Origin of the sequence: Microvirga arvi (assembly GCF_016892765.1) — a bacterium.
Classification (GTDB): Bacteria; Pseudomonadota; Alphaproteobacteria; order Rhizobiales; family Beijerinckiaceae; genus Microvirga; species Microvirga arvi.
On sequence record NZ_JAFEMD010000009.1, the window covers coordinates 126306 to 146656 of the forward strand.

The 20351-nt window shown below is 64.5% G+C and carries 21 protein-coding genes; 12 read left to right on the plus strand and 9 right to left on the minus strand.

Annotation, left to right across the window (positions count from 1 at the left end; all coding sequences use genetic code 11):
- The first annotated feature begins 196 nt into the window (after positions 1–196).
- Positions 197–1066: a hypothetical protein gene (locus ILT44_RS07960; protein ID WP_204239045.1), complete on the plus strand. Its 870-nt coding sequence runs from the start codon at positions 197–199 to the stop codon at positions 1064–1066.
- On the opposite strand, the gene ILT44_RS07965 is transcribed toward ILT44_RS07960, so the two are convergent.
- The 7 genes from ILT44_RS07965 to ILT44_RS07995 form a co-directional block, all read right to left on the minus strand.
- On the minus strand, positions 1063–1200 hold the full coding sequence (locus ILT44_RS07965) for a hypothetical protein (RefSeq protein ID WP_204239046.1): 138 nt from the start codon (positions 1198–1200) through the stop codon (positions 1063–1065). The two genes, ILT44_RS07960 and ILT44_RS07965, sit on opposite strands and share 4 nt — an antisense overlap.
- Positions 1200–2249 (minus strand): cytochrome d ubiquinol oxidase subunit II, encoded by a 1050-nt coding sequence (gene cydB / locus ILT44_RS07970; protein ID WP_204239047.1) that lies wholly within the window; start codon positions 2247–2249, stop codon positions 1200–1202. Before cydB ends, ILT44_RS07965 begins: the two co-directional genes overlap by 1 nt.
- 14 nt (positions 2250–2263) lie before the next feature.
- Positions 2264–3700 (minus strand): cytochrome ubiquinol oxidase subunit I, encoded by a 1437-nt coding sequence (locus ILT44_RS07975; protein ID WP_204239048.1) that lies wholly within the window; start codon positions 3698–3700, stop codon positions 2264–2266.
- A gap of 72 nt (positions 3701–3772) precedes the next feature.
- Positions 3773–4651, minus strand: a complete 879-nt coding sequence (locus tag ILT44_RS07980) for an MBL fold metallo-hydrolase (protein WP_204239049.1) — start codon at positions 4649–4651, stop codon at positions 3773–3775.
- Positions 4652–4727: 76 nt separating this feature from the next.
- Positions 4728–5078 (minus strand): hypothetical protein, encoded by a 351-nt coding sequence (locus ILT44_RS07985; protein ID WP_204239050.1) that lies wholly within the window; start codon positions 5076–5078, stop codon positions 4728–4730.
- A 387-nt stretch (positions 5079–5465) separates the two neighbouring features.
- Complete coding sequence (locus ILT44_RS07990) at positions 5466–6635, minus strand: DNA topoisomerase IB (protein ID WP_204239051.1); 1170 nt, start codon at positions 6633–6635, stop codon at positions 5466–5468.
- A gap of 26 nt (positions 6636–6661) precedes the next feature.
- Positions 6662–6991, minus strand: a complete 330-nt coding sequence (locus tag ILT44_RS07995) for a SemiSWEET family sugar transporter (RefSeq protein ID WP_204239052.1) — start codon at positions 6989–6991, stop codon at positions 6662–6664.
- 107 nt (positions 6992–7098) lie between these two features.
- Between ILT44_RS07995 and ILT44_RS08000 the strand changes: the two genes are divergently transcribed.
- The 7 genes from ILT44_RS08000 (at position 7099) to ILT44_RS08030 (ending at position 15481) form a co-directional block, all read left to right on the plus strand.
- Complete coding sequence (locus tag ILT44_RS08000) at positions 7099–8250, plus strand: glycosyltransferase family 4 protein (RefSeq protein ID WP_204239053.1); 1152 nt, start codon at positions 7099–7101, stop codon at positions 8248–8250.
- Entirely contained in the window at positions 8247–8897 is a 651-nt protein-coding gene (locus tag ILT44_RS08005; RefSeq protein ID WP_204239054.1) for a class I SAM-dependent methyltransferase, read from the plus strand. Before ILT44_RS08000 ends, ILT44_RS08005 begins: the two co-directional genes overlap by 4 nt.
- A gap of 164 nt (positions 8898–9061) precedes the next feature.
- Positions 9062–9568, plus strand: coding sequence for a Fur family transcriptional regulator (locus ILT44_RS08010; RefSeq protein ID WP_204239055.1), 507 nt, complete (start codon positions 9062–9064; stop codon positions 9566–9568).
- A 99-nt stretch (positions 9569–9667) separates the two neighbouring features.
- Complete coding sequence (ispG, locus tag ILT44_RS08015; RefSeq protein ID WP_204239056.1) at positions 9668–10954, plus strand: flavodoxin-dependent (E)-4-hydroxy-3-methylbut-2-enyl-diphosphate synthase; 1287 nt, start codon at positions 9668–9670, stop codon at positions 10952–10954.
- A 295-nt stretch (positions 10955–11249) separates the two neighbouring features.
- Positions 11250–13196: a potassium transporter Kup gene (locus tag ILT44_RS08020; RefSeq protein ID WP_204239057.1), complete on the plus strand. Its 1947-nt coding sequence runs from the start codon at positions 11250–11252 to the stop codon at positions 13194–13196.
- A 47-nt stretch (positions 13197–13243) separates the two neighbouring features.
- Positions 13244–13840, plus strand: coding sequence for a GNAT family N-acetyltransferase (locus ILT44_RS08025; RefSeq protein WP_204239058.1), 597 nt, complete (start codon positions 13244–13246; stop codon positions 13838–13840).
- Between the two features lie 129 nt (positions 13841–13969).
- A complete protein-coding gene (locus tag ILT44_RS08030) occupies positions 13970–15481 on the plus strand; it encodes an alkaline phosphatase (RefSeq protein ID WP_204239059.1) in 1512 nt (503 codons plus the stop codon).
- 44 nt (positions 15482–15525) lie between these two features.
- Here the strand turns inward: ILT44_RS08030 and ILT44_RS08035 are convergent, their stop codons facing one another.
- Positions 15526–16452 carry a polyprenyl synthetase family protein gene (locus ILT44_RS08035; protein ID WP_204239060.1) on the minus strand — a complete coding sequence of 309 codons (927 nt, stop codon included), beginning with the start codon at positions 16450–16452 and terminating at the stop codon, positions 15526–15528.
- On the opposite strand from ILT44_RS08035, the gene mtgA reads away from it, so the two are divergent.
- The 3 genes from mtgA to ILT44_RS08050 all read left to right on the plus strand — a co-directional run bounded on the left by mtgA (position 16451) and on the right by ILT44_RS08050 (position 19447).
- The gene (gene mtgA, locus ILT44_RS08040) at positions 16451–17239 is read left to right on the plus strand and encodes a monofunctional biosynthetic peptidoglycan transglycosylase (RefSeq protein ID WP_204239061.1); all 789 of its coding nucleotides are present in this window, start codon (positions 16451–16453) and stop codon (positions 17237–17239) included. The two genes, ILT44_RS08035 and mtgA, sit on opposite strands and share 2 nt — an antisense overlap.
- A gap of 171 nt (positions 17240–17410) precedes the next feature.
- A complete protein-coding gene (gene rpmF, locus ILT44_RS08045) occupies positions 17411–17596 on the plus strand; it encodes a 50S ribosomal protein L32 (RefSeq protein ID WP_036358586.1) in 186 nt (61 codons plus the stop codon).
- 213 nt (positions 17597–17809) lie between these two features.
- Positions 17810–19447 (plus strand): EAL domain-containing protein, encoded by a 1638-nt coding sequence (locus tag ILT44_RS08050; RefSeq protein WP_204239062.1) that lies wholly within the window; start codon positions 17810–17812, stop codon positions 19445–19447.
- Positions 19448–19457: 10 nt separating this feature from the next.
- Here ILT44_RS08050 and phaR read toward each other — a convergent pair whose 3' ends face one another.
- Positions 19458–20030: a polyhydroxyalkanoate synthesis repressor PhaR gene (gene phaR, locus ILT44_RS08055; protein WP_204239063.1), complete on the minus strand. Its 573-nt coding sequence runs from the start codon at positions 20028–20030 to the stop codon at positions 19458–19460.
- Between the two features lie 223 nt (positions 20031–20253).
- Between phaR and ILT44_RS32175 the strand changes: the two genes are divergently transcribed.
- Positions 20254–20351, plus strand: a 98-nt coding sequence (locus ILT44_RS32175) for a thiolase family protein (protein WP_504739437.1), incomplete at its 3' end; no start/stop codon positions are given.

Here is a 20351-nt window from a genome sequence, read left to right on the forward strand (position 1 = left end):
CGTTACGCCACCTTTTGTAACCCTATTATATGTAACTATGTCAATAAAAAGTTCTAAATAGATATCGATCAATGTGCGCAAAGTTACTTATCCCTCTTTGTTTAGAGAGGGTTCACGATGCAGCCAAAACCTTAACCATAACGGTTTGGTAAACATTCGTGGTTAATCGTCTGTGACCTGCAAATGAGGTCGCATTATGGACAGCAACAAAGGTCTTCAGGATCGCAGCCACGCCAAGGTAGGGACCTGCGCATCGTCCGACAGCACCGTCCAGATCGCCTCACCGGCGAGCACTGCGCTGGCCCAGGCCGTCAAGAGCGCCCGTGAGAACGCGAAGCCTTCGCTCCCGGCCTCCGAAGCAAAATCCGCCGACGCTGCCGCATCCCGCCGGTCCTCGCCCACCCGGTTCGCTGCCCAGGCCGTCATCGCCCTCCTCCTCGTCGGCGCTGGCTGGTCAGCCTCCTACATGGGAGCGCTCGCCAATCGTGACGCCCTGCAAAGGCTTGAGGCCGAAACCGCCCGCAGCCAGGATATTCTCGCGCGACTCAGCGGCGATCTCGACTCCCTCAAGAGCACGGTCGCGGCCTTCAAGGAGATCGAGCACACCTCGTCCACAGCCTCCGCTTCGGAACGGACGAAACTCGCCGACAAGGTCGAGAGCCTCGCCGTCAGCCTTCAGGAGCCCGGCAGGAAGCTGACCTCGCTCGAGGTCCGCCTGGACAAGATGGAAAGCCAGATCATGACCACTCTGGCGGCCTTGAACACCAAGCCCCCTGCTCCGGCTGCCTCTGCCGCTCCGGCTGTCCCTGCAACTCCCCCGGTCACCGAGGCCGCAATCCGCGAGGAGGCGCCTGCGCCCAAGCCCGTCAAGAGCGAGCCGGTGGACGGCTGGGTGCTGCGCGAGGTCTATAACGGCGCAGCGCTCGTGGAGAGCCGCAACCGCCGCCTCTACGAGGTCATGCCGGGCGGCATCCTCCCTGGTGTCGGCAAGGTGGAGGCCATCGAGCGCCGCGGCACCCGCTGGGTGGTGCTCACCGACAAGGGCTTCATCGGCACCTACCGCTAGATGCTCGCTCTCACGATGACCCTCAGGCCATAGACGACCGCCGCAAAGACGGCGAGGCTTGCCACATAGAGAAACACGAACCAGAGCAGGCGCTTCGCGCGCTGCTCCGGGGGCCGATGCGTATCGCTCTGCATCAGTGATATCCGTAGCCGCCGCCCGAGATCTCCTCCGCCACCTTGCCGCGGAAGACGTAATAGGCATAGGCCGTGTAGGCGAAGGTGATCGGCAGCACGATGGCGAAGCCCACCAGGGCGAAAAGCTGCGAGTTGACCGTGTTGGCCGTATCCCAGATCGTGAGGTTCGGCGGGACGTTATAGGGAAAGAGGCTGATTCCTAAGCCCAGATAGCCGAGCAGGAACAGGCCGATGGCCAGGAAGAAGGGCCGGTAATGCCGCCCCTCCTCCAGGTCGCGGAACAGCCTGTAGGCCACATAGGCCGTGACCAGCGGAATCGGGGCGAGAAAGGCGATGTTGGGCCAGGAGAACCAGCGCGTCTCGATCTGGCGGCCAAGGAACGGCACCCACAGCGACACGGCCGCCATGGCGATGATGGTGGCGACGAGGAAGCGCACCGCCATGCGCCGCGCCCAGATCTCGAGCTCGCCCGTGGTCTTCATCACGCACCAGGTTGCGCCGAGGAGACCATAGCCGAAGATCAGGCTGATGCCCGTCAGCACGCTGAAGGGCGTCAGGAAGTCGAAGGTGCCGCCGGTGAACTGGCGCCCGTCATTGGCAAAGCCCTGCACGAAGGCGCCGAGCACCATGCCCTGGAAGAAGGTCGCGAGCAGCGAGCCGAAGAAGAAGGCGTTGTCCCACAGGAATTTCGAGCGCTCCGCCTTGAAACGGAACTCGAAGGCCACGCCGCGAAAGATGAGCGCGATCAGCATCAGGATGATCGGGATGTACAGCGCCGGCATCAGCACCGCATAGGCGACATGGAATACGGCGAACAGGCCGCCACCGCCAAGGATGAGCCAGGTTTCGTTGCCGTCCCAGATCGGAGCGACCGAGAACATCATTCGGTCGCGCCAGTTCTCGGTGTGGGCGCCCTTGAAGAGGATGCCGACGCCGAGATCGAAGCCGTCGACGATCACGTACATGGCCACCGCCACCGCAAGGAGCCCCGCCCAGATCAGCGGCAGCCAGAAGGCCAGCCCTTCATATTCCGTTCCGAAACCGAACATGGTCGTCCCGCCTCCTATTCCGCAGGCTGCGCCCGGTGGCCGGGCCGGCCCTCCAGGCCTTCGTCCGGCACCGAGAACGGACGCTTCGGCTTCTTGCCGAGATCATCGCCGCGGATGTCCTCGACCGGATCGGGGCCGCGCCGCAGGAGCTTGGCGAGGTAGTAGGAGCCGAAGCCGAACACGAAGGCATAGACGACGATGAAGATGATCAGGGTTGCACCCACGGCCTGCGCCGAAACGGGCGAGACCGCATCCGCCGTGCGCAGGTGCCCGTAGACCACGTAAGGCTGGCGGCCGATTTCGGCGGTGAACCAGCCGAAGAGCACGGCCCCGAAGCCCGAAGGCGTCATGATCATGGCGGCCGTGAGGAAGGGCTTGTTGGTGAACAGCGTGCCTTTCAGCCGGAGATACAAACTCCACAATCCGATCCCCAGCATCGCGAAGCCGATGCCGACCATGATGCGGAAGGAGAAGAAGACGGGCCAGACCGGCGGTCGCTCGTCACGAGGCACCTCCTTCAATCCGGGCACGACGCCGTCGAAGGCGTGCGTCAGAACCCAGCTCCCGACCTTCGGAATGCCGACCTCGTAATGGTTCGTCTCCGCCACCTCGTCGGGGATCGCGAAAAGGCGCAGCGGCATGTTGGCCATGCGGTCCCAGTTGCCTTCGATGGCGGCAAGCTTCGTCGGCTGGTACTTCAGCACGCCGAGGCCATGAAGATCGCCGATGAGAATCTGGACCGGCACGAAGATGGTGGCGAACCACAGCGCCATGGAGAGCGAGCGCCGCGAGGCGGCGAGCTTCGTCTCCGGTGCATCATGCGGATGGCGCAGCAGCATCCAGGCGGACATGCCCGCCACCGCGAACGCCGTCGTCAGGTAGCAGCCCAGCACCATATGCGCATAGCGCAAGGGGAAGGACGGATTGAAGACGGCCTTGAACCAGTCGACGGGCACCGCCTTGCCGTTCTCGATGGCGAAACCGTCAGGCGTCTGCATCCAGGAATTGGCGGAGAGGATCCAGAAGGCTGACAGGAGTGTGCCCAAAGCCACCATGCAGGTGGCGAAGAAGTGCAGGCGGTCACCCACCCTTTCCCAGCCGAACAGCATGATGCCGAGAAAGGCCGCCTCGAGGAAGAAGGCCGTGATCACCTCGTAGGCGATGATCGGCCCCAGGACATTGCCGGTGAATTCGGAGAAGCGTGACCAGTTGGTGCCGAACTGATAGCTCATGACGATGCCCGACACGACACCGAGGCCGAAGGAGACCGCGAAGACCTTCACCCAGAACCGGAAGAGCGTGCGGTAGAGCGGGTTGCCGGTACGCAGCCAGTTGAACTCCAGGGCTGCGAGCCAGCTGGCAAGGCCGATGGTGAAGGCGGGAAAGATGATGTGGAAGGCGATCGTGAACGCGAACTGGATGCGAGAGAGCAACAGGGCATCGAATTCCATTTCGCTTTCCCCTCATCGGCCTACCTGCCTGCTTTTAGGGCGGCGGCAGGCAGGGACCAGGGGTGACGGCGGCTAGTGGGCCCGCATTCCCGGACGATATTCGGAGCGAAGCGGGCGCCATCCGGTGCTAAGGCGTTGCAGGGCTTCGAGTTCGACCGGATCGTGGCTGCAGAAGATTTTCACGTTGCTGCGAGGGTCGTTCGCCAGTTCGCGCAACCGCTCCTGGTTGTGAAGGCGCAACGGCCGATCTTCCTCCATCATCCGCTGATAGACCAGAAGGCCCGGCGTGCAGGAGGGCTCCTCGTCCATCTCATGGCGATGGAAATAGGCGTCGCCTGCGTTGAGCAGCCAGCCATCCGGCGTATCGATGGCGATCCCGGCATGTCCCATGGTATGGCCGGGCAGAGGAACCATCAGGATCTCCGGCGGAAGGCCGTCGAGGTCGCGCACGGAGCCGAAGCCGAACCAGCGCTCGCCGGTCGGATCGTAGAAGCGCCAGTCGCGCACCCCATCCCATTGTTCGGGACGATAGCGGCGGCGATGAATGAAGCCCTGGCGCACCTCGGCCTCCTCCACCTCGGCGCGCAGGACGTGAACAATTGCGTCCGGAAAATCCTCCAGACCGCCCGCATGGTCGAAATCGAGATGCGTCAGAACGATGTGACGCACGTCGCGCGGCGAGAACCCCAGGCTCTTCACCTGCTCCAGAGCCGTGTAGCGGTGCTCCAGTTGGATGCGGTTGACATGCACGAAGAGCGGGCTCAGGCGCTCATAGGGATCCTCAACGTCGCGGGCGCCGATGCCCGTATCGACGAGGACGAGGCCGCTGTGATCCGTCTCGATCAGCTGGCAATGGCAGATCAGGTTTCCGGTCAACCCGCGGCTCACCCCATCCCAGAGCCGTCCGCCCAGCGGACACATGCAGCCGCAATTGAGGTGATGAATGCGCATGGAGGACCTCGCTGAACGAAGGGAGCGAAACCCTAACGCGAGGAATGCGGGAAATGTTCGAGAGGCTTCGGAGTGATCATTTGCGGCAGGCGAAGGGCGGGAAGGTGCTCGCCGTGCCGGCGTTCATGGCCGCGACGACCATGATGTTGGCCATGTCGAGCTCCTCGGAGGACCGAGGGCAGACATCGGCGCGCGCCGTACATCGCGATGCCAGAAACGCCTCATGCCGTTCGATGAACTCCGGGCTCAAACCCTGCCTGCCTCGCCGCACGAGCGCCTCGGCCCATGCCTTTCCATAGCGCTCGCACTTCACCTCCGGCCAGGTTTTTGGCGGAGCGTCCTGGGCGACGGCGGATGAAACGCCGCTGGCAGTGGCAAAAGCCAGCAATGCCATAATGGTGATCATCAATTTGAACGAGCGGCTCATCTCACCCAGTCCCGATTGGCGCGGATGCGATGGACCATGAGAGATGCGACAGGTCAAGCCGTTGCGTGTGACATGAGCCCTATCAGCCTACCGTCATCCCGGACGGCGTAAGCCGATCCGGGATCGCTGGACGAGTGTGGCTTTCCTTCACCTCTCCTTGAGGGAGAGGTCGCGCCTTCAGGCGCGGGTGAGGGGTCACAAGTCTATCCGGAGAGGACACTAACCCCTCACCCCAACCCTCTCCCAGCCCAAGTCGGGTGTTCCCGACTTGGGCCAGCAAAAGCAGATCTCGAGAACACCCGAGATCTGGGGAGAGGGAATTCAGAGTTCTATCCTGCACACGATCCCGGATCTTCGCTACGCTTCGTCCTGGATGACAATAAACTCTCAAATCCGAATCTCAGGCTGGCTCTTGTCCTGCTTCTTGCGGGATGGTGCGCGGCTCTTGGCTGGCTTCTTCTCTTCCTGTTTCTTCACCTCGCGGGACAGGCGCTCCTGCAGCAGCGTCAGAACCGCAGCCTCTTCGGGCTTGAGGGACGGCAGATCCTCGCGCAGCTCCATCTCGATCTCTTCCTTGATCTCGAGAAGCAGCTCCCCGTCGAGATAGGAGGAAAAGACCTCGGGATGCACGTAGCACTTGCGGCAGATGCTCGGGGTGTTGCCGAGGCGGGACGAGACCTTCTCGATGGCCGCCCGGATGTTCTTCTTGGCCTTCGCCTGACTGTCGAACTCCTCGAATTCCATGAGTGCGAGCGCGGCGAGCACCGTTCCGGCCCAGGTGCGGAAATCCTTGGCCGTGATATCGCGTCCGGTGATTTCCTTGAGGTAGGCGTTCACGTCGGCCGACGAGATCGACTGCTGCTCGCCGTTCTCGTCGAGATACTGGAACAGATCCTGCCCCGGCAGGTCCTGGCAGGCCTTCACGATCCTGGCGATGCGACGGTCCTTTACCTGCAGCTTCCAGGTCTTGCCGCTCTTGCCCTTGAACTGGAAGCGCAGCTCCGCGCCCTCCACCTTGACATGCGGATCGCGCAGGGTGGTGAGGCCATAGCTCTTGTTCTGCTTCACGTAGTCGGGATTGCCCACGCGGATGAGCGTGTTCTCGAGCAGATGCACCACCGTCGCCAAAACCTTCTCGCGCGGCAGCCCGCGCAGGCTCATATGCTCGTCGATGGTTTTGCGGATCGCCGGCAGGCCTTGAGCGAATTCGAGCATGTGCTCGTACTTGGTGCTCTCGCGGACCTCGCGGAAGGCCGGATGGTAGCGGTACTGCTTGCGCCCCTTGGCATCGCGCCCGGTCGCCTGGATATGTCCGTTGGCCTTCGCGCAGATCCACACATCCGTATAGGCCGGCGGAATGGCCAGCGACCTGATGCGGTCGAGGGTTGCCTTGTCCTCGACCTTCGCGCCGTCGGGCTTGACGTATGTGAAGCCCTTGCCGGACTTCTTTCGCCGGATGCCGGGCTCCTCGTCCGAGACATAAAGGAGACCCGCGGTCTCGGCGGCGTCCCGGGGGTCGACGATGTTCTCGGTGGTCGCGTTCGGTTCCAGCAACATGGGCCGCCTTATGAAAAAGCAGAACGTCAACCGGATCGTACTGCCTCGGGTTCCCTGCGCGAGGCCGGCGCAGCAGACGATGCGCCGGCCTCGCTGCGATCATTGCGGATCTTCAGGGCAAGGATGGTGCCGCTCAAGCCAAGGCTCAGCAGGTTGAAGACGATGAGCGGCCAGGCCCCGATCAGGAACCCGTAGGCCGACCACAGCACGAAAGCCGTGACCGTGACCAGATACATGCTCTTCGAGATGGCCGCCGTGTCCCGCTCGCGCCAGGCCTTGAGCACCTGGGGCACAAAGCTCGATGTGGAGAGAATGCCGGCGATGGTCGCCAGAAGTGTCGGCAGCCAATCCGCCATGGAGATCCTCCCGTTGCACAAGTCGACGGCAACGGGTGCAGCCGGGGGGAGTTCCCTTTCCCCTCATGGGGAGGTTACAAGGGCGCCTTGCTTTTCCGGATCGTCCTTTGCCCTCCTCACCCGTACCCGAGACTCAAGGCCGCAAGCTCGTCTTCGTCGTGACCGAAGACTGGTTCTTCGCCTCCCACTTCCTGCCCATGGCCAAGGCCGCCCGCGAGCTGGGGCTTGCGGTCACTGTGGTAACGCGGGTGCGTGCCCACCGGGAGGCCATCGAGGCTTTGGGCGCGAAGGTCGTGCCGCTGAACATCGAGCGGCGCAGCCTGAACATCTTCAAGCTGGGCGACGCCTCCGGCCAATTGGCCGCGATTCTCAAGGCCGAGAAGGCGGATCTCGTCCATTGCATCGCCCTCAAGAGCATTCTGCTCGGCGGCTTTGCCGCCACCTTGGCCGGCGTCGGGCGACGGGTCTATGCGCTTACGGGCTCAGGCTTTCTCGGCGCTCGGACCGACACGGTCGGTCGCCTGTCGCAGCGGGCCATCCGCCTGCTGGTGCAGGGCCTCCAGACGAACCGGACCCACTATGTTTTCGAGAACGCGGACGATCCTAAGCTCCTGGGCCTCGATCCGGCGGAGGCCCGCGTAACCATCCTCGGCGGTGCCGGTGTCGATCCCGAAGCGCTCAAGCCTGCCCCCCTGCCGCCCCTGCCGCCGCTCAAGGTCGCGGTTGTCGCCCGCAAACTGTGGTCCAAGGGCATCGATGTGGCCGTGGAGGCGGTCCGCGCGGCACGGGCGAAAGGAGCACCCATCGAGCTCTCCCTCTACGGCGCTCCCGATCCGTCGAACCCGAAGGCGATCCCGGAAGAAACCCTGAAGGCCTGGGGTGAGGAGCCTGGAATCTCCTGGCATGGCGCGACGCAGGATATCGCGGGCGTCTGGCGGGAGCACCATGTGGCCTGCCTGCCCTCCCGTGGCGGCGAGGGCCTGCCGCGCACGCTCCTGGAGGCGGCGGCCTGTGGCCGCGCCATTGTCACCACGGACGTGCCCGGCTGCCGGACCCTGGTGCGAGACGGAGTTGAAGGCCTGCTCGTGCCGCCCGGCGACGCGGCAACCCTGAGCGAGGCGCTTATAGGCCTGTCCCGCCAGCCGGACCTGGTCGCCCGCATGGGCGAGGCCGCGCGCGCCCGCGTGCTCGACGGGTTTACGGAACGGAATGTGATGGACAGCGTCAAACAGCTTTACCGCTCCATGCTCGCGACATGATCACCGACCCCGTCGCCTTCATCCTTGCTGAAACCCGGCTTCGCCCCGTGCCGCATGCGCCGGAGATTGCCCTGCATGTGGCGGACGAGGCGACGGAGTTGTGGCAAAAGACGGAGGAGGAGCTCGGCGAGATCGGTCTCCCGCCGCCCTTCTGGGCCTTTGCCTGGGCCGGCGGGCAGGCGCTGGCGCGCTATATCCTGGATCATCCCGAGACGGTGCGGGGTCGGCGCGTGCTGGATTTCGCCTCAGGCTCGGGCCTTGTCGCCATCGCGGCCATGAAGGCCGGGGCCACCGCTGTGACCGCCTGCGACATCGATCCCTTCGCTCTTGCCGCCATCGGGCTCAATAGCGAGGCCAACGGCGTTTCCATTGCTCCGCTGCAAGCCGATATCGTCGGGCAGGACCAGGGCTGGGACGCGGTTCTCGCCGGCGACATCTGCTACGAGCGCGATCTCGCCGCCCGTGTGGCGGACTGGCTGTTCGCCCTGAGCAGCCGGGGAGTGACGGTCCTGATCGGCGATCCGGGACGCAGCTATCTGCCCAAGGACAGGCTGGAGAAGCTGGCCGTCTACGAGGTGCCGGTCACGCGGACCCTTGAAGATTCCGACATCAAGAAGTCCAGCGTCTGGCGGTTTCGGCAGCCATGAGAGGGCCGAGACAGCAGCAGCTATTTTTTAATCATCATACAAATGGCACTCTATTTACCCCTTGAAACAGGTAGTGTTATAACCTGCATGAACGAGGTGGATTCGCCCTCTGGGTGTGGCACCGTAGTGCTTTTGGCCTTCATCTTGAACAATGAGAAATCCCGATGGTCCATGCCCCGTCTCTGCAGCACCCCCTTCCGAACGAGCGCATCCGCTTTCAGGCTCCGCTGAAACCCGAGGCGGCAAAACGGACCTTGGCTGAAACGGAAGCCCTGTGCCGGACGAGGGGCGCCCGGCTGACGCCGATCCGCCGGCGCGTTCTCGAGGTGCTGCTGGGCACTGCCAAGCCTCTTGGGGCCTACGATCTTGCGGATGCGCTCGCGTCCCAAGGACGCCGCCTGGCGCCCATTACGGTCTATCGCGCCCTCGACTTCCTGATCGAGCAGGGGCTGGCTTACCGCCTCGCGAGCCGGAACGCCTATATCGCCAGCTCGAGCAGCCATGGCACGGCCGCCTTCCTCATCTGCGAGGCTTGCGGCGAAGCATCCGAGATCACGTCAACGGATGTGAGCGAAACCGTCCTCAGGGTGCTGACGGAGCAGGGCTACCAGCCCCTGGCCCGCGCCCTGGAGATCACCGGCCGGTGCCAGCACTGTCAGGACGTTCACTGACAGCGGGCGGCATCGGCGTTTTTAAGCCGCGCTTGACGCAGCGGGCTTTTGGCATCAGCTAAACGACGGCAGCCCGGAGCTGCCGTCGTGGGTTGCAGCATGTCCTTCTTCTCGTCTCCTGAAGCCGAAACCGCATCCGAGGGCGGGGCCGGGCCGGCCCCGCGCCACCGCACGGTGGGCGTGCGCGTCGGCTCCGTGATGGTCGGCGGCGGCGCGCCGATCGTGGTCCAGTCGATGACCAATACGGACACCGCGGATGTGGATGCTACGGTGGCTCAGGTGGCGGCACTCGCCCGGGCAGGCTCCGAGATCGTGCGCATCACGGTGGACCGCGACGAGGCCGCAGCCGCCGTGCCGAAGATCCGCGAGCGGCTCGACCGGCTCGGCGTGGACGTGCCCCTCGTCGGCGACTTCCATTATATCGGCCACCAGCTGCTGGCCGACCACCCGGCCTGCGCCGAGGCGCTTGCCAAGTACCGCATCAATCCCGGCAATGTCGGCTTCAGGGAGAAGAAGGATCGGCAGTTCGGTGCGATCGTCGAGCAGGCGATCCGGCACGGCAAGGCCGTGCGCATCGGCGCCAACTGGGGCTCCCTCGACCAGGAGCTGCTCACCCACCTGATGAACGAGAATGCCGCCTCGGCCCGCCCGCGCGACATGCGCTGGGTGACGCGCGAGGCGATGATCCAGTCTGCCCTGCTCTCCGCCGCCCGCGCCGAGGAAATCGGTCTCGGTCGCGACCGGATCATCCTCTCGGCCAAGGTCTCGGCCGTGCAGGACCTGATTGCGGTCTATCAGGACCTCGCCCGCCGTTCCGACTACGCGATCCATCTCGGCCTGACCGAGGCGGGCATGGGGACGAAGGGCATCGTGGCGTCTTCGGCCGCCATCGGCATCCTGCTCCAGCAGGGCATCGGCGACACGATCCGCTTCTCCCTGACGCCGGAACCCGGCGGCGACCGGACGCTCGAGGTCAAGACCGCCCAGGAGTTGCTCCAGACCATGGGGTTCCGCACCTTCGTGCCGCTGGTGGCCGCCTGCCCGGGCTGCGGACGCACCACCTCCTCCGTCTTCCAGGAGCTGGCGCGCGACATCCAGAATTGGATCTCCACCTCCATGCCCGAGTGGCGCCAAACGCATCCCGGCGTCGAGAACCTGAACGTGGCGGTGATGGGCTGCATCGTGAATGGGCCGGGCGAGTCGAAGCACGCGAATATCGGCATCTCGCTTCCCGGCACCGGCGAGCAGCCGACGGCCCCCGTCTTCATCGACGGGAAGAAGGCCATGACCCTGCGCGGTCCGACGCTGGCCCAGGACTTTCAGAAGATCGTCCTCGACTACATCGACAAAAATTACGGCCAGCCCGGGCGCGATGCCGCCGAATGAGGCAGCAGCCGGCCCCATGGAACCTTGAGAGAAATTCCGTTTTAAGCTGAAGCGCGATGTGCTAGACAGCCGCCGCGCCGGCAGTGACGGCCGCTGCGCTCATGAGCGCATCGTGCGGAAAAGTGGATCCGGTTTTCCGCGTCCAACGATGCGCCCACCGAAGAACAGCATCGGATGGATCCTAAAAGTGGTGTCCACTTTTGGGTCCGATGCTAGAGAAGGGGGCCGCCCTTCGTCGTCTGTAGAGTGTTTCAACAAGGGCCGTCCGCGGGCACATCCGCAAAGAAAAACATACATGGCACAACAGCACGCCGTCGCCCCCGGACACGCGGATTCCGCGGTCCCCGAGGCCACCCTTCCGGAAAGCCACCACAAGGCGAGCTTCTGGACCCTGACCCTCGGCGCCATTGGCGTCGTCTACGGCGATATCGGCACCAGCCCGCTTTATGCCATGCGCGAGACGGTGATGGCCGCGACCGGCGGCCACCACGGCACTCCGGTCCCCCTGACCCGCGAACTGGTGATCAGCATCCTGTCGCTGCTGCTCTGGGCCCTCATCCTGACGGTCACCGTCAAGTACGTCGTTCTGCTGCTGCGGGCCGACAACAAGGGCGAAGGCGGCTCCCTGACCCTGGTGGCCCTGACGCAGCTCGCGCTTGGGCGCCGAAACCTGCCCGTGCTGATGATGGGCATGGCCGGCGCGGCCCTGTTTTACGGTGACGCCGCGATCACGCCGGCCATCTCCGTGCTCTCGGCCCTGGAAGGCCTGAAGCTGGTGGCTCCCTCCTTCGAGGCTTATGTCCTGCCCGGCGCGCTGGCGATCCTGATTGCGCTCTTCGCCGTGCAGAGCCGCGGCACCGGCAAGGTCGCCACCTTCTTCGGCCCGCTCACGCTCCTATGGTTCATCTCCATGGCAGGCTTGGGCCTCCTCCACATTGCGGATGATTGGGAGGTGTTCCTCGCCTTCAATCCCTATTACGGCGTGTCCTTCCTCGTCACGCATCCGGGTACGGCTTTCGCGATCCTGGGAAGTGTCTGCCTTGCCGTCACGGGTGCGGAAGCGCTCTATGCCGATCTCGGCCATTTCGGCCGCAAGCCGATCCGCATGGCCTGGGGCACGATCGTGTTTCCGGCCCTGGCGCTGAACTATCTCGGCCAAGGCGCCCTGGTCCTGTCGAACCCGGAAACCATCACCAATCCGTTCTTCCTGCTGGCCCCGCCCTGGCTGCTGCTGCCGCTCGTGATCCTCGCAACCCTGGCCACCATCGTGGCGAGCCAGGCCGTGATCACCGGCGCCTTCTCCCTGACGCGGCAGGCCGTGCAGCTGGGGATCCTGCCGCGTCTGGAAGTCCGCTTCACGTCGGAGACCCATCAGGGGCAGATCTATCTGCCGCGGGTGAATTGGCTGCTCCTGGGCGCGGTCGTGACCCTCGTGATCCTCTTCGGGTCATCGAGCAGCCTTGCCAGCGCCTATGGCATCGCGGTGTTCGGGACCATGGTCGTCACCACCCTTCTCGCCTGCGTCGTGATGAGTCGCAGCTGGGGCTGGGGACCGGTGAAGACCGGCCTGATCATGATCCCGCTGCTCCTGATTGATCTCACCTTCCTGTCATCGAACCTGGTGAAGCTCCTGGATGGCGGCTACGTGCCGCTGTTGATCGCCGGCAGCTTCTTCGTGCTCATGTGGACCTGGGTGAAGGGAACACGGATCCTGTTCGAGAAGACCCGCAAGATCGACGTGCCCTTCCTCGAGCTGGTGCAGATGCTGGAGAAGAGCCCGCCGCACCGGGTGAAGGGCACCGCCGTGTTCCTGACGAGCGATCCCGATACCGCGCCGGCGGCGCTCCTGCACAACCTCAAGCACAATAAGGTGCTGCACGAGAAGAACGTGATCCTCACCGTCAAAAGCGCGGACATTCCCCGTGTCGATGACGAGGATCGCGTGTCCATCGAGCATGTCGGCGATTCGTTCTGGCGCATCCGCCTGAGCTACGGCTACATGGAGACGCCCAACATCCCGCGCGGGCTTGCGATCCTGCGCAAGCAGGGCTTCAAGTTCGACATCATGGCCACGTCCTTCTTCCTGTCGCGGCGCTCGATCCGCCCCTCCAGCCAGTCGGGCATGCCGCTCTGGCAGGACAAGCTGTTCATCGGTCTCGCCAAATCCGCCAGCGACGCCACGGACTTCTTCCAGATCCCGACCGGCCGTGTGGTGGAAGTCGGCACGCAGGTCACGGTGTAAGCATCGGATGGATCCCAAAAGTGGTGTCCACTTTTGGGATCCATCCGATGCGCCAACCTGTTGCCCTCGTGACGGCACGATGTCACCTTCGGGCCGCCATGACCAAGATCACCCTCATCCGTCCGAGCCTGGACTGGCTGCATGCCTACGAAGACGCTCTCGCCCGCGGCTGGTCGCCGAACACGGATCAGGATGTGAGCCGCGAGCAGCTCTGGCAGTTGCGGCGAAACCCTGAGCGCTTCCTCCACGACCTCTACAACAGCCCGATGATCCGACTGGCAGACGGGCGGGAGGTTCCGCGCCTGCCTGCGCATGATTTCTGGATCAGCGATGGTGAATTCTGCGGCCGGATCGGCTTTCGCTTTCAGCGCGGTACGGAGGAGCTGCCGCCGACCGCCTATGGCCATATCGGCTACACCATCGTGCCGTGGAAGCAGCGGCGCGGCTATGCCACCCAGGCGCTGAAGCTCATTCTGCCCGTCTGCCGCGCGGAAGGCTTCTCGCGGGTTCTCGTCACCTGCGACGACGACAACGAGGGATCGCGCAAGGTGATCCTTTCCAATGGCGGCGAGCCTGCCGGCACCGTGCCGCACGCCACCCGTCCCAGACATGTGAAGCTCCAGTTCTGGGTGCCGACGGCTTGACGGCGGCTCCGGCCCGATCGGCGTCACGGATGTGGATCCGGCGCTCTGGGCCGGCGACAGGCGGATCCTACTTACCCATGCGTGCTCCTGTCCGGAATGCCGGTGAGCCAGGCAGCACGGGAGGAAAGCATGAGAAGGTTCGTCAGTGTCGCGGCGTTGCTCGCCGCCACGGGTGGCTCTGCGTACGCCCAAAACACCCTGCCCCAATCCAACGACGCCTATTTTCAGACTGCCCACACGGCGCTTCAGGAACGGCTGCGCATCACGCCGAACACCAACCGCGCCAAGAACGTGATCCTGTTCGTCGGCGACGGCATGGGTATCTCCACGGTGACGGCAGGCCGGATCTACGAAGGTCAGAAGCGCAGCGTGGATGGCGAGTCGAATTCTCTCGGCATGGAGAAGCTGCCCTTTGCGGCCCTGTCGAAGACCTACACCCATGACGCGCAGGTTGCCGATTCCGCTCCGACAGCGGTTGCGATGGTCACCGGCGTCAAGACGCGCAACGACGTGATCGGAGTCAACAGCGAGGTCGAGGTCGGCGACTGCGCCGGATCGAAGGGCAAGGAGGTCTTGAGCCTGGCTGCCATGGCCGAGCGGGCAGGACAGGCGACCGGCGTCGTTTCCACAGCTCGCATCACCCATGCTACTCCGGCCGCCATGTATGCACACACGCCTCACCGCGACTGGGAGGGCGATGCGAACATGCCGCCAGAGGCGATGGCTGCAGGATGCAAGGACATTGCCCAGCAGCTCGCTGCATGGTCCTACGGCGACGGCTTCGATGTCATCTTCGGCGGCGGCCGCGACCGCTTTCTGCCCGAGACCGTGAACGATCCCGAGGATGCGGATCGCAAGGGCTCGCGCAAGGACGGGCGCAACCTCGTGGAGGAATGGCAGAACCGCTATCCCAACAGCGGCGTGTTCCTGTGGAACAAGGAGCAATTCGACAAGCTCGATCCCAAAACTCCGCACGTGATGGGTCTCTTCGAACGCTCCCATATGCGCTACGAGGCCGACCGGCTCAAGGACAACGGCGGCGAGCCGTCACTGGCCGAGATGACGGAGAAGAGCATCGACATCCTGAGCCAGAACCCCAACGGGTTCTTCCTCATGGTCGAGGGCGGCCGCATCGATCATGCCCATCACGACGGCAATGCCTATCGTTCGCTTGAGGACATGGTCGCCTTCGACAATGCCATCAAGGCGGCCTTGAAGAGGGTGAACCTGGCGGAGACGCTCGTCATCGTGACGGCAGATCACAGCCACACGCTGACGATCAGCGGCTATCCGAAGCGCGGTAACCCTATTCTCGAGACGATCGTCGAGCCGGACGGGAAGCCCAAGCTCGGCAAGGACGGCAAGCCGATCACCACGCTCGGCTATGCGAACGGACCCGGCGCCGTGAAAGAGGGCGAGCCTCGTCCCGTCCCGGCCAGCACGACGGCGCCCGATTACAAGCAGCAGTCCCTGGTGCCGCTCGACAGCGAAACCCATGGCGGCGAGGACGTGGCGATCTTCGCCGGCGGCCCCTGGGCCCATCTCTTCGCGGGTGTGGTCGAACAGAACTACATCTACCACGTGATCGATCACGCGACGAAGCTCGGAGAGCGCTCCGGCCTTCGCGCCGCCGCTCAGTAGGCGGTCCGGCGGGCAGCCCTTTCAGGCACTGCCCGCCTTGATCCCTAAACCTGACGCTCGACCACGAACCGCACCGCCTCGCGCAGGGTTTGCGCCTGCGGTCCGAAGCGGTCGAGGGAAGCTTCCGCTTTTTCTACGAGCTGGCGGCATTCGCGGCGCGCGCCCTCCATTCCGAGCAGGTCGACGAGGGTGGCCTTGCCCTTCTCCTGATCCTTGCCGGTGCGCTTGCCGAGCGCCTCAGGCGTCGCCTCCCGGTCGAGGATGTCGTCCGCCACCTGGAAGGCGGCACCGAGCGCCCGGCCATATTCCACGAGGCTCCGGCGGCCGGCCGCATCGGCTCTGCCTAAAATGGCTCCTGCTTCGACCGAGAAGGCAAGGATCGCGCCGGTTTTCATCATCTGAAGCAGGCGCACATCGGCGTCGCTCAAGTTCGCAGGCCCATAGCGCCCCTCTGCCGAGAGATCGAGCAACTGGCCGCCGACCATGCCTCCGAGCCCCGAGGCTCGGGCGAGGCCGAGCACGAGATCGGAGCGGATTGCCGGGTCCGGATCGGTTGCCGGATCGGCCAGCACCTCGAAGGCGAGGGTCTGGAGGGCATCGCCCGCGAGGATGGCGGTGGCCTCGTCATAGGCCTTGTGCACAGTCGGACGGCCCCGGCGCAGGTCGTCGTCGTCCATGGAGGGCAGGTCGTCATGCACCAGGGAATAGCAATGCAGCAGCTCGACGGCGCAGCCCGCCCGCAGGGGGCCCTGCTCTTCCACCCCGAAGAGGCGGGCCGTCTCGATGGTCAGGAACGGGCGCAGGCGCTTGCCGCCGCCGAGGGCAGCATGCCGCATGGCAGCCATGAGCCGGGGCGGCCGGGCAATCTCGCCCGGAGCGGCATTGTCTGATAGCAAGGCTTCGAGACCTGCTTCGACAATCCTCGCGGCGTCGGAGAGCCGCGTCGTGAAGCTGGGGGTGGATGGCGTCATGAGGAGCCTGGATTCGGATGGGGCCGCCGCCTCGTCCGAGAAGACGGATGAACAATCGCGGCCGAAATGGATCCTGCGGTCGGGGCGGCCGCGGGAACCGATGACGGCTGCCAGCCTTCTCCGCCGCTTCGTCAAGATCGGCCTCGGTCTTATCCTCTTATGGGTCGGCACGGTCTTTTGGCTAGGCCTTTTGTACTGGGCCGTTCCGCCGGTCTCGACCCTCATGCTGGGCCGCTGGCTCTCCCTTCAGCCGGTGGAGAGGGATTTCGTCGGTCTGGACGGGATTGCGGCCAGCCTCCCGCTTGCCGTCATGACCGCGGAGGACAGCCGCTTCTGCGAGCACAACGGCGTGGATTGGGACGCTCTCTGGGATGTGGTGGAGGCTGCCGACGAGGACGGGCCGGCCCGGGGGGCCTCGACCATTCCCATGCAGGTGGCGAAGAACCTCTTCCTGTGGCCAAGCCGCTCCTACCTCCGCAAGGGCATGGAGATCCCGGTCGCACTCTATCTCGACCTGATCTGGTCCAAGCGCCAGATGATGGAGGTCTACCTCAACGTCGCCGAGTGGGGCGAGGGCGTGTTCGGGGCGGAGGCCGCTGCTCGGAAATACTTCCGCAAGTCGGCCAGGAACCTGAACGCCCGCGAGGCTGCCCTCCTGGCCCGGGCCCTGCCCAATCCCCTGCTCCGCAATCCAGCCAATCCGAAGCCCGGGCATCGCGCTCTGGCCGGGCAGCTGCAGGCCCGCATGGCGCGGGCGGCTCCCTTCAGCGACTGCCTGAAACCCTGAGGATGCTGCGCCGGAAGCGGAATGGCCTGCGGCAATGAAAAACGCCTGGAATGCTCCAGGGGACTAGATATTTCCACCAAGACCTAGTATGAGGCGCAACCTCATCAAGTTCGAGATGTGAGCGTTCCCCGGTTAAGCGGGCGCTCCGCTTTTTTTTACCGGAGACGAGAAATGGCCGTTCCAAAGAGAAAAACGTCGCCCTCGCGGCGTGGCATGCGCCGCTCCGCCGATGCCTTGAAGGCCCCGACCTATATCGAGGACAAGGATTCCGGCGAGCTGCGCCGTCCTCACCACGTTGACCTGAAGACCGGCATGTACCGTGGCCGTCAGGTCCTGAAGGTGAAGGCTGACGCGTAATCTCAACGCGGCATGCGAGCATCAGAACCGGCGTCCATGGCGCCGGTTTTTTTATGCCCGCAATCCCCAGGATTGCTGATTTTACAACGCTTTTTACCCTTCATTAAGCCTGAGAGCCGATCCTGCGCCCTTGTTCCTCGGGACCCGGCCTGACTGTGCGAACCATGCGTCGCCGCTTGCCCCGATCCATGCGTATTTCCAAGGGTGAGCGTGATGGCGACGAAGCGGCAGGGCCGGATGGGATTGTTCAAGGGCGCCTCCCGGTCGACGCGCAGCCGCCAGGAGGCCGTCTCCTCCCGCTCGCCCCTTGCCGGTATCCCCTATGCCTGGGACATGGTCACGGATTCCCTGACCTGGGGCCCCGGCGCCGCCGAGGCGCTCGGCCTGCCGCCTAGGGACCTGCCGAAGACCGGTCAGGCCTTTGCCCAGCTGATCGAGCCCGGCTGCGGCCTTTCTCCTCATGAGGCCATTGCCGCCTCGGAGGCTCCAAACCGCTCCTACGAGACCCGCTATGCGCTCCGGCTCGAACCGGATCGGGTGGTGATGATCGAGGATGCGGGCCGGTGGCAGCCGGATGTCCAGGGTCGCCCTGCTTTCGCCCGTGGTCAGCTGCGCGTCGATCCCGCCTCAGGCGCACGGGATCTCCTGCCGGTCATGCTGAAGGATCGATCCGCGCTTCTCTGCCGCATCCAGACCGGCATCAACGAGGCTCTCCGCGTCTCCCAGACCTGCACCCTGATCGTCGGCGCATTCGACGAGGTGGAAGCGGAGGCAATAGTGGACATCGCCCGCAGGCTTCGCCCGATGATGCGCCGTCACGACGTCTTCGCCGCCCTGGGCCCGCATCGCTTCGCGCTGGCGCTCACCTGCTGCCCGGCTGCGGATGCCGTGAGCGCCATGAAGCGCCTGACCGGGCTCCTGCAGGATCATCCAGATGCGGCATCCCTGCATCTGGGAGCCGCCTGCGCGCCGGATCACACCTTCAAGGCGACCAAGCTGCTGCGCTTTGCCGAGCAGACCCTGGCCATCGCCATGGAGCGGGGCGAGGCGTCCGCACTCTACAAGCCCCGCTCCGCCAAGCCCTCTTCCGCTGCCGGAGAGGCCCCCTTCAACTGGGTTGCCGCCCTCAACGACCGCAGCCTGACCCTGGCCTGCCGGCCCATGGTGGATGCGCGAACACGAGCCCCCATGATGGCTCACGCCTGTGCCTCGTTGAGCGGAGCTGACGGACAGATGATCCCGCTCGGCCCCGCGCCGGGGCTGCAGGAGGCAAACCTTGCTCTGCTGGTCGACGGGCGCATGCTGGAGCTTGCCGCCGATCATCTCGCGCGCAACCCCGATCAGCGCCTTGCGCTTCCGGTCTCGTCCAGGACCCTCCTGGATGCGGAATGGCTGCCGATGCTGGCGGCGCATCTCGGCGCCCGGCCGGGCATCGAGGCGCGGCTGATGCTCGAAATTCCCGAGATCGCCCTTATCGAATGCCGCCGCAATCTCGGCCGGCTCCATGCCATGAAGGCGCTCGGCGTCGGGCTTGCGCTTACGGGATTCGGGGCTGGCCATCTCTCGCAGGTGCAGCTGCGGATGCTGCCGGTCGACCTTCTCAAGATCGACGGCGTCTTCATCCAGCCGCTCAAGCGCTCCACCGACGACCGGCTCCAGGTGCGCACCCTCATCGACAGGGCGCAGCACATGGGGATCGCCACCGCAGCCGAGTGGGTCGACGACGAAGCGACCGCCCGGCTGCTCGCCGCCTGGGGCGTGGATTATCTGGAGGGCAATTTGTTCGGCGAGCCGAAGGCCCTCGCGCAGCCGTCCACCCTGCAGCAGATGCTGAAGAAGGCACGAGGCTGAAGCTGAAAGCCTATTTGCTCGCCAGCTTGTCGAGTTTGGCCTGCATGTCGGCCATCTGCCGCTTCAGGGTATCGAGATCATCCGGCCCCTCCTTGGGAGCGGGCTTCGCCTCGGGGGTGCCTGAGGAGGGCTGCGGGAAAGGCGAGAACATGCGCATGGCCTCGCTGAAGAAGCCCATGTTCTTGCGCACCTGCTCCTCCATGGCCTGAAAAGCCGAAGGGCCGAAGGCTTGCGACATCTGCTCCCTAAGCTTCTGCTGCTCCTGGGACAGGTTGTTCATGGAAAACTCGAGATAGCTCGGCACCAGGGCCTGCATGCTGTCGCCATAGAAGCGGATCAGCTGGCGGAGCACCGTGACCGGCAGAAGGTTCGGCCCCTCCTTGTTCTCCTGCTCGAAAATGATCTGGGCGAGCACCGAGCGGGTGATCTCCTCGCCGGATTTCGCGTCGTAGACCACGAAGTCCTCGCCCTTGCGCACCATGCCGGCCAGATCTTCCAGCGTCACGTAGGTCGATGTGCCTGTGTGATAGAGGCGGCGGTTGGCATATTTCTTGATGACCGTCGGTTGTTTGTCCGTCGCCATGTTGTCCCGATACGCTCCTGGGAAAGCCACTGGGCCGTCATCCCTCGGAATGCCGGCCTTCAATGATTATAAGCCTTATGGCAGGCGAGCAAAGCGCCAAAAGTCTAAGGAGCCTTGAGGCGCGGCCGAACCATCCTATCCTTGACATCCCACCCCCTGGGGCTTTCATCGGACAAGCACTACATACATTCAGCGTCACACAAGATCAGCACAGGAGAGAGGCATGGCCCGAGACAGCATCGTTATCGTCGGCGCGGCACGCACCCCCGTCGGCTCGTTCAATGGGGCCTTCGCCAACACCCCGGCCCACGAACTCGGCGC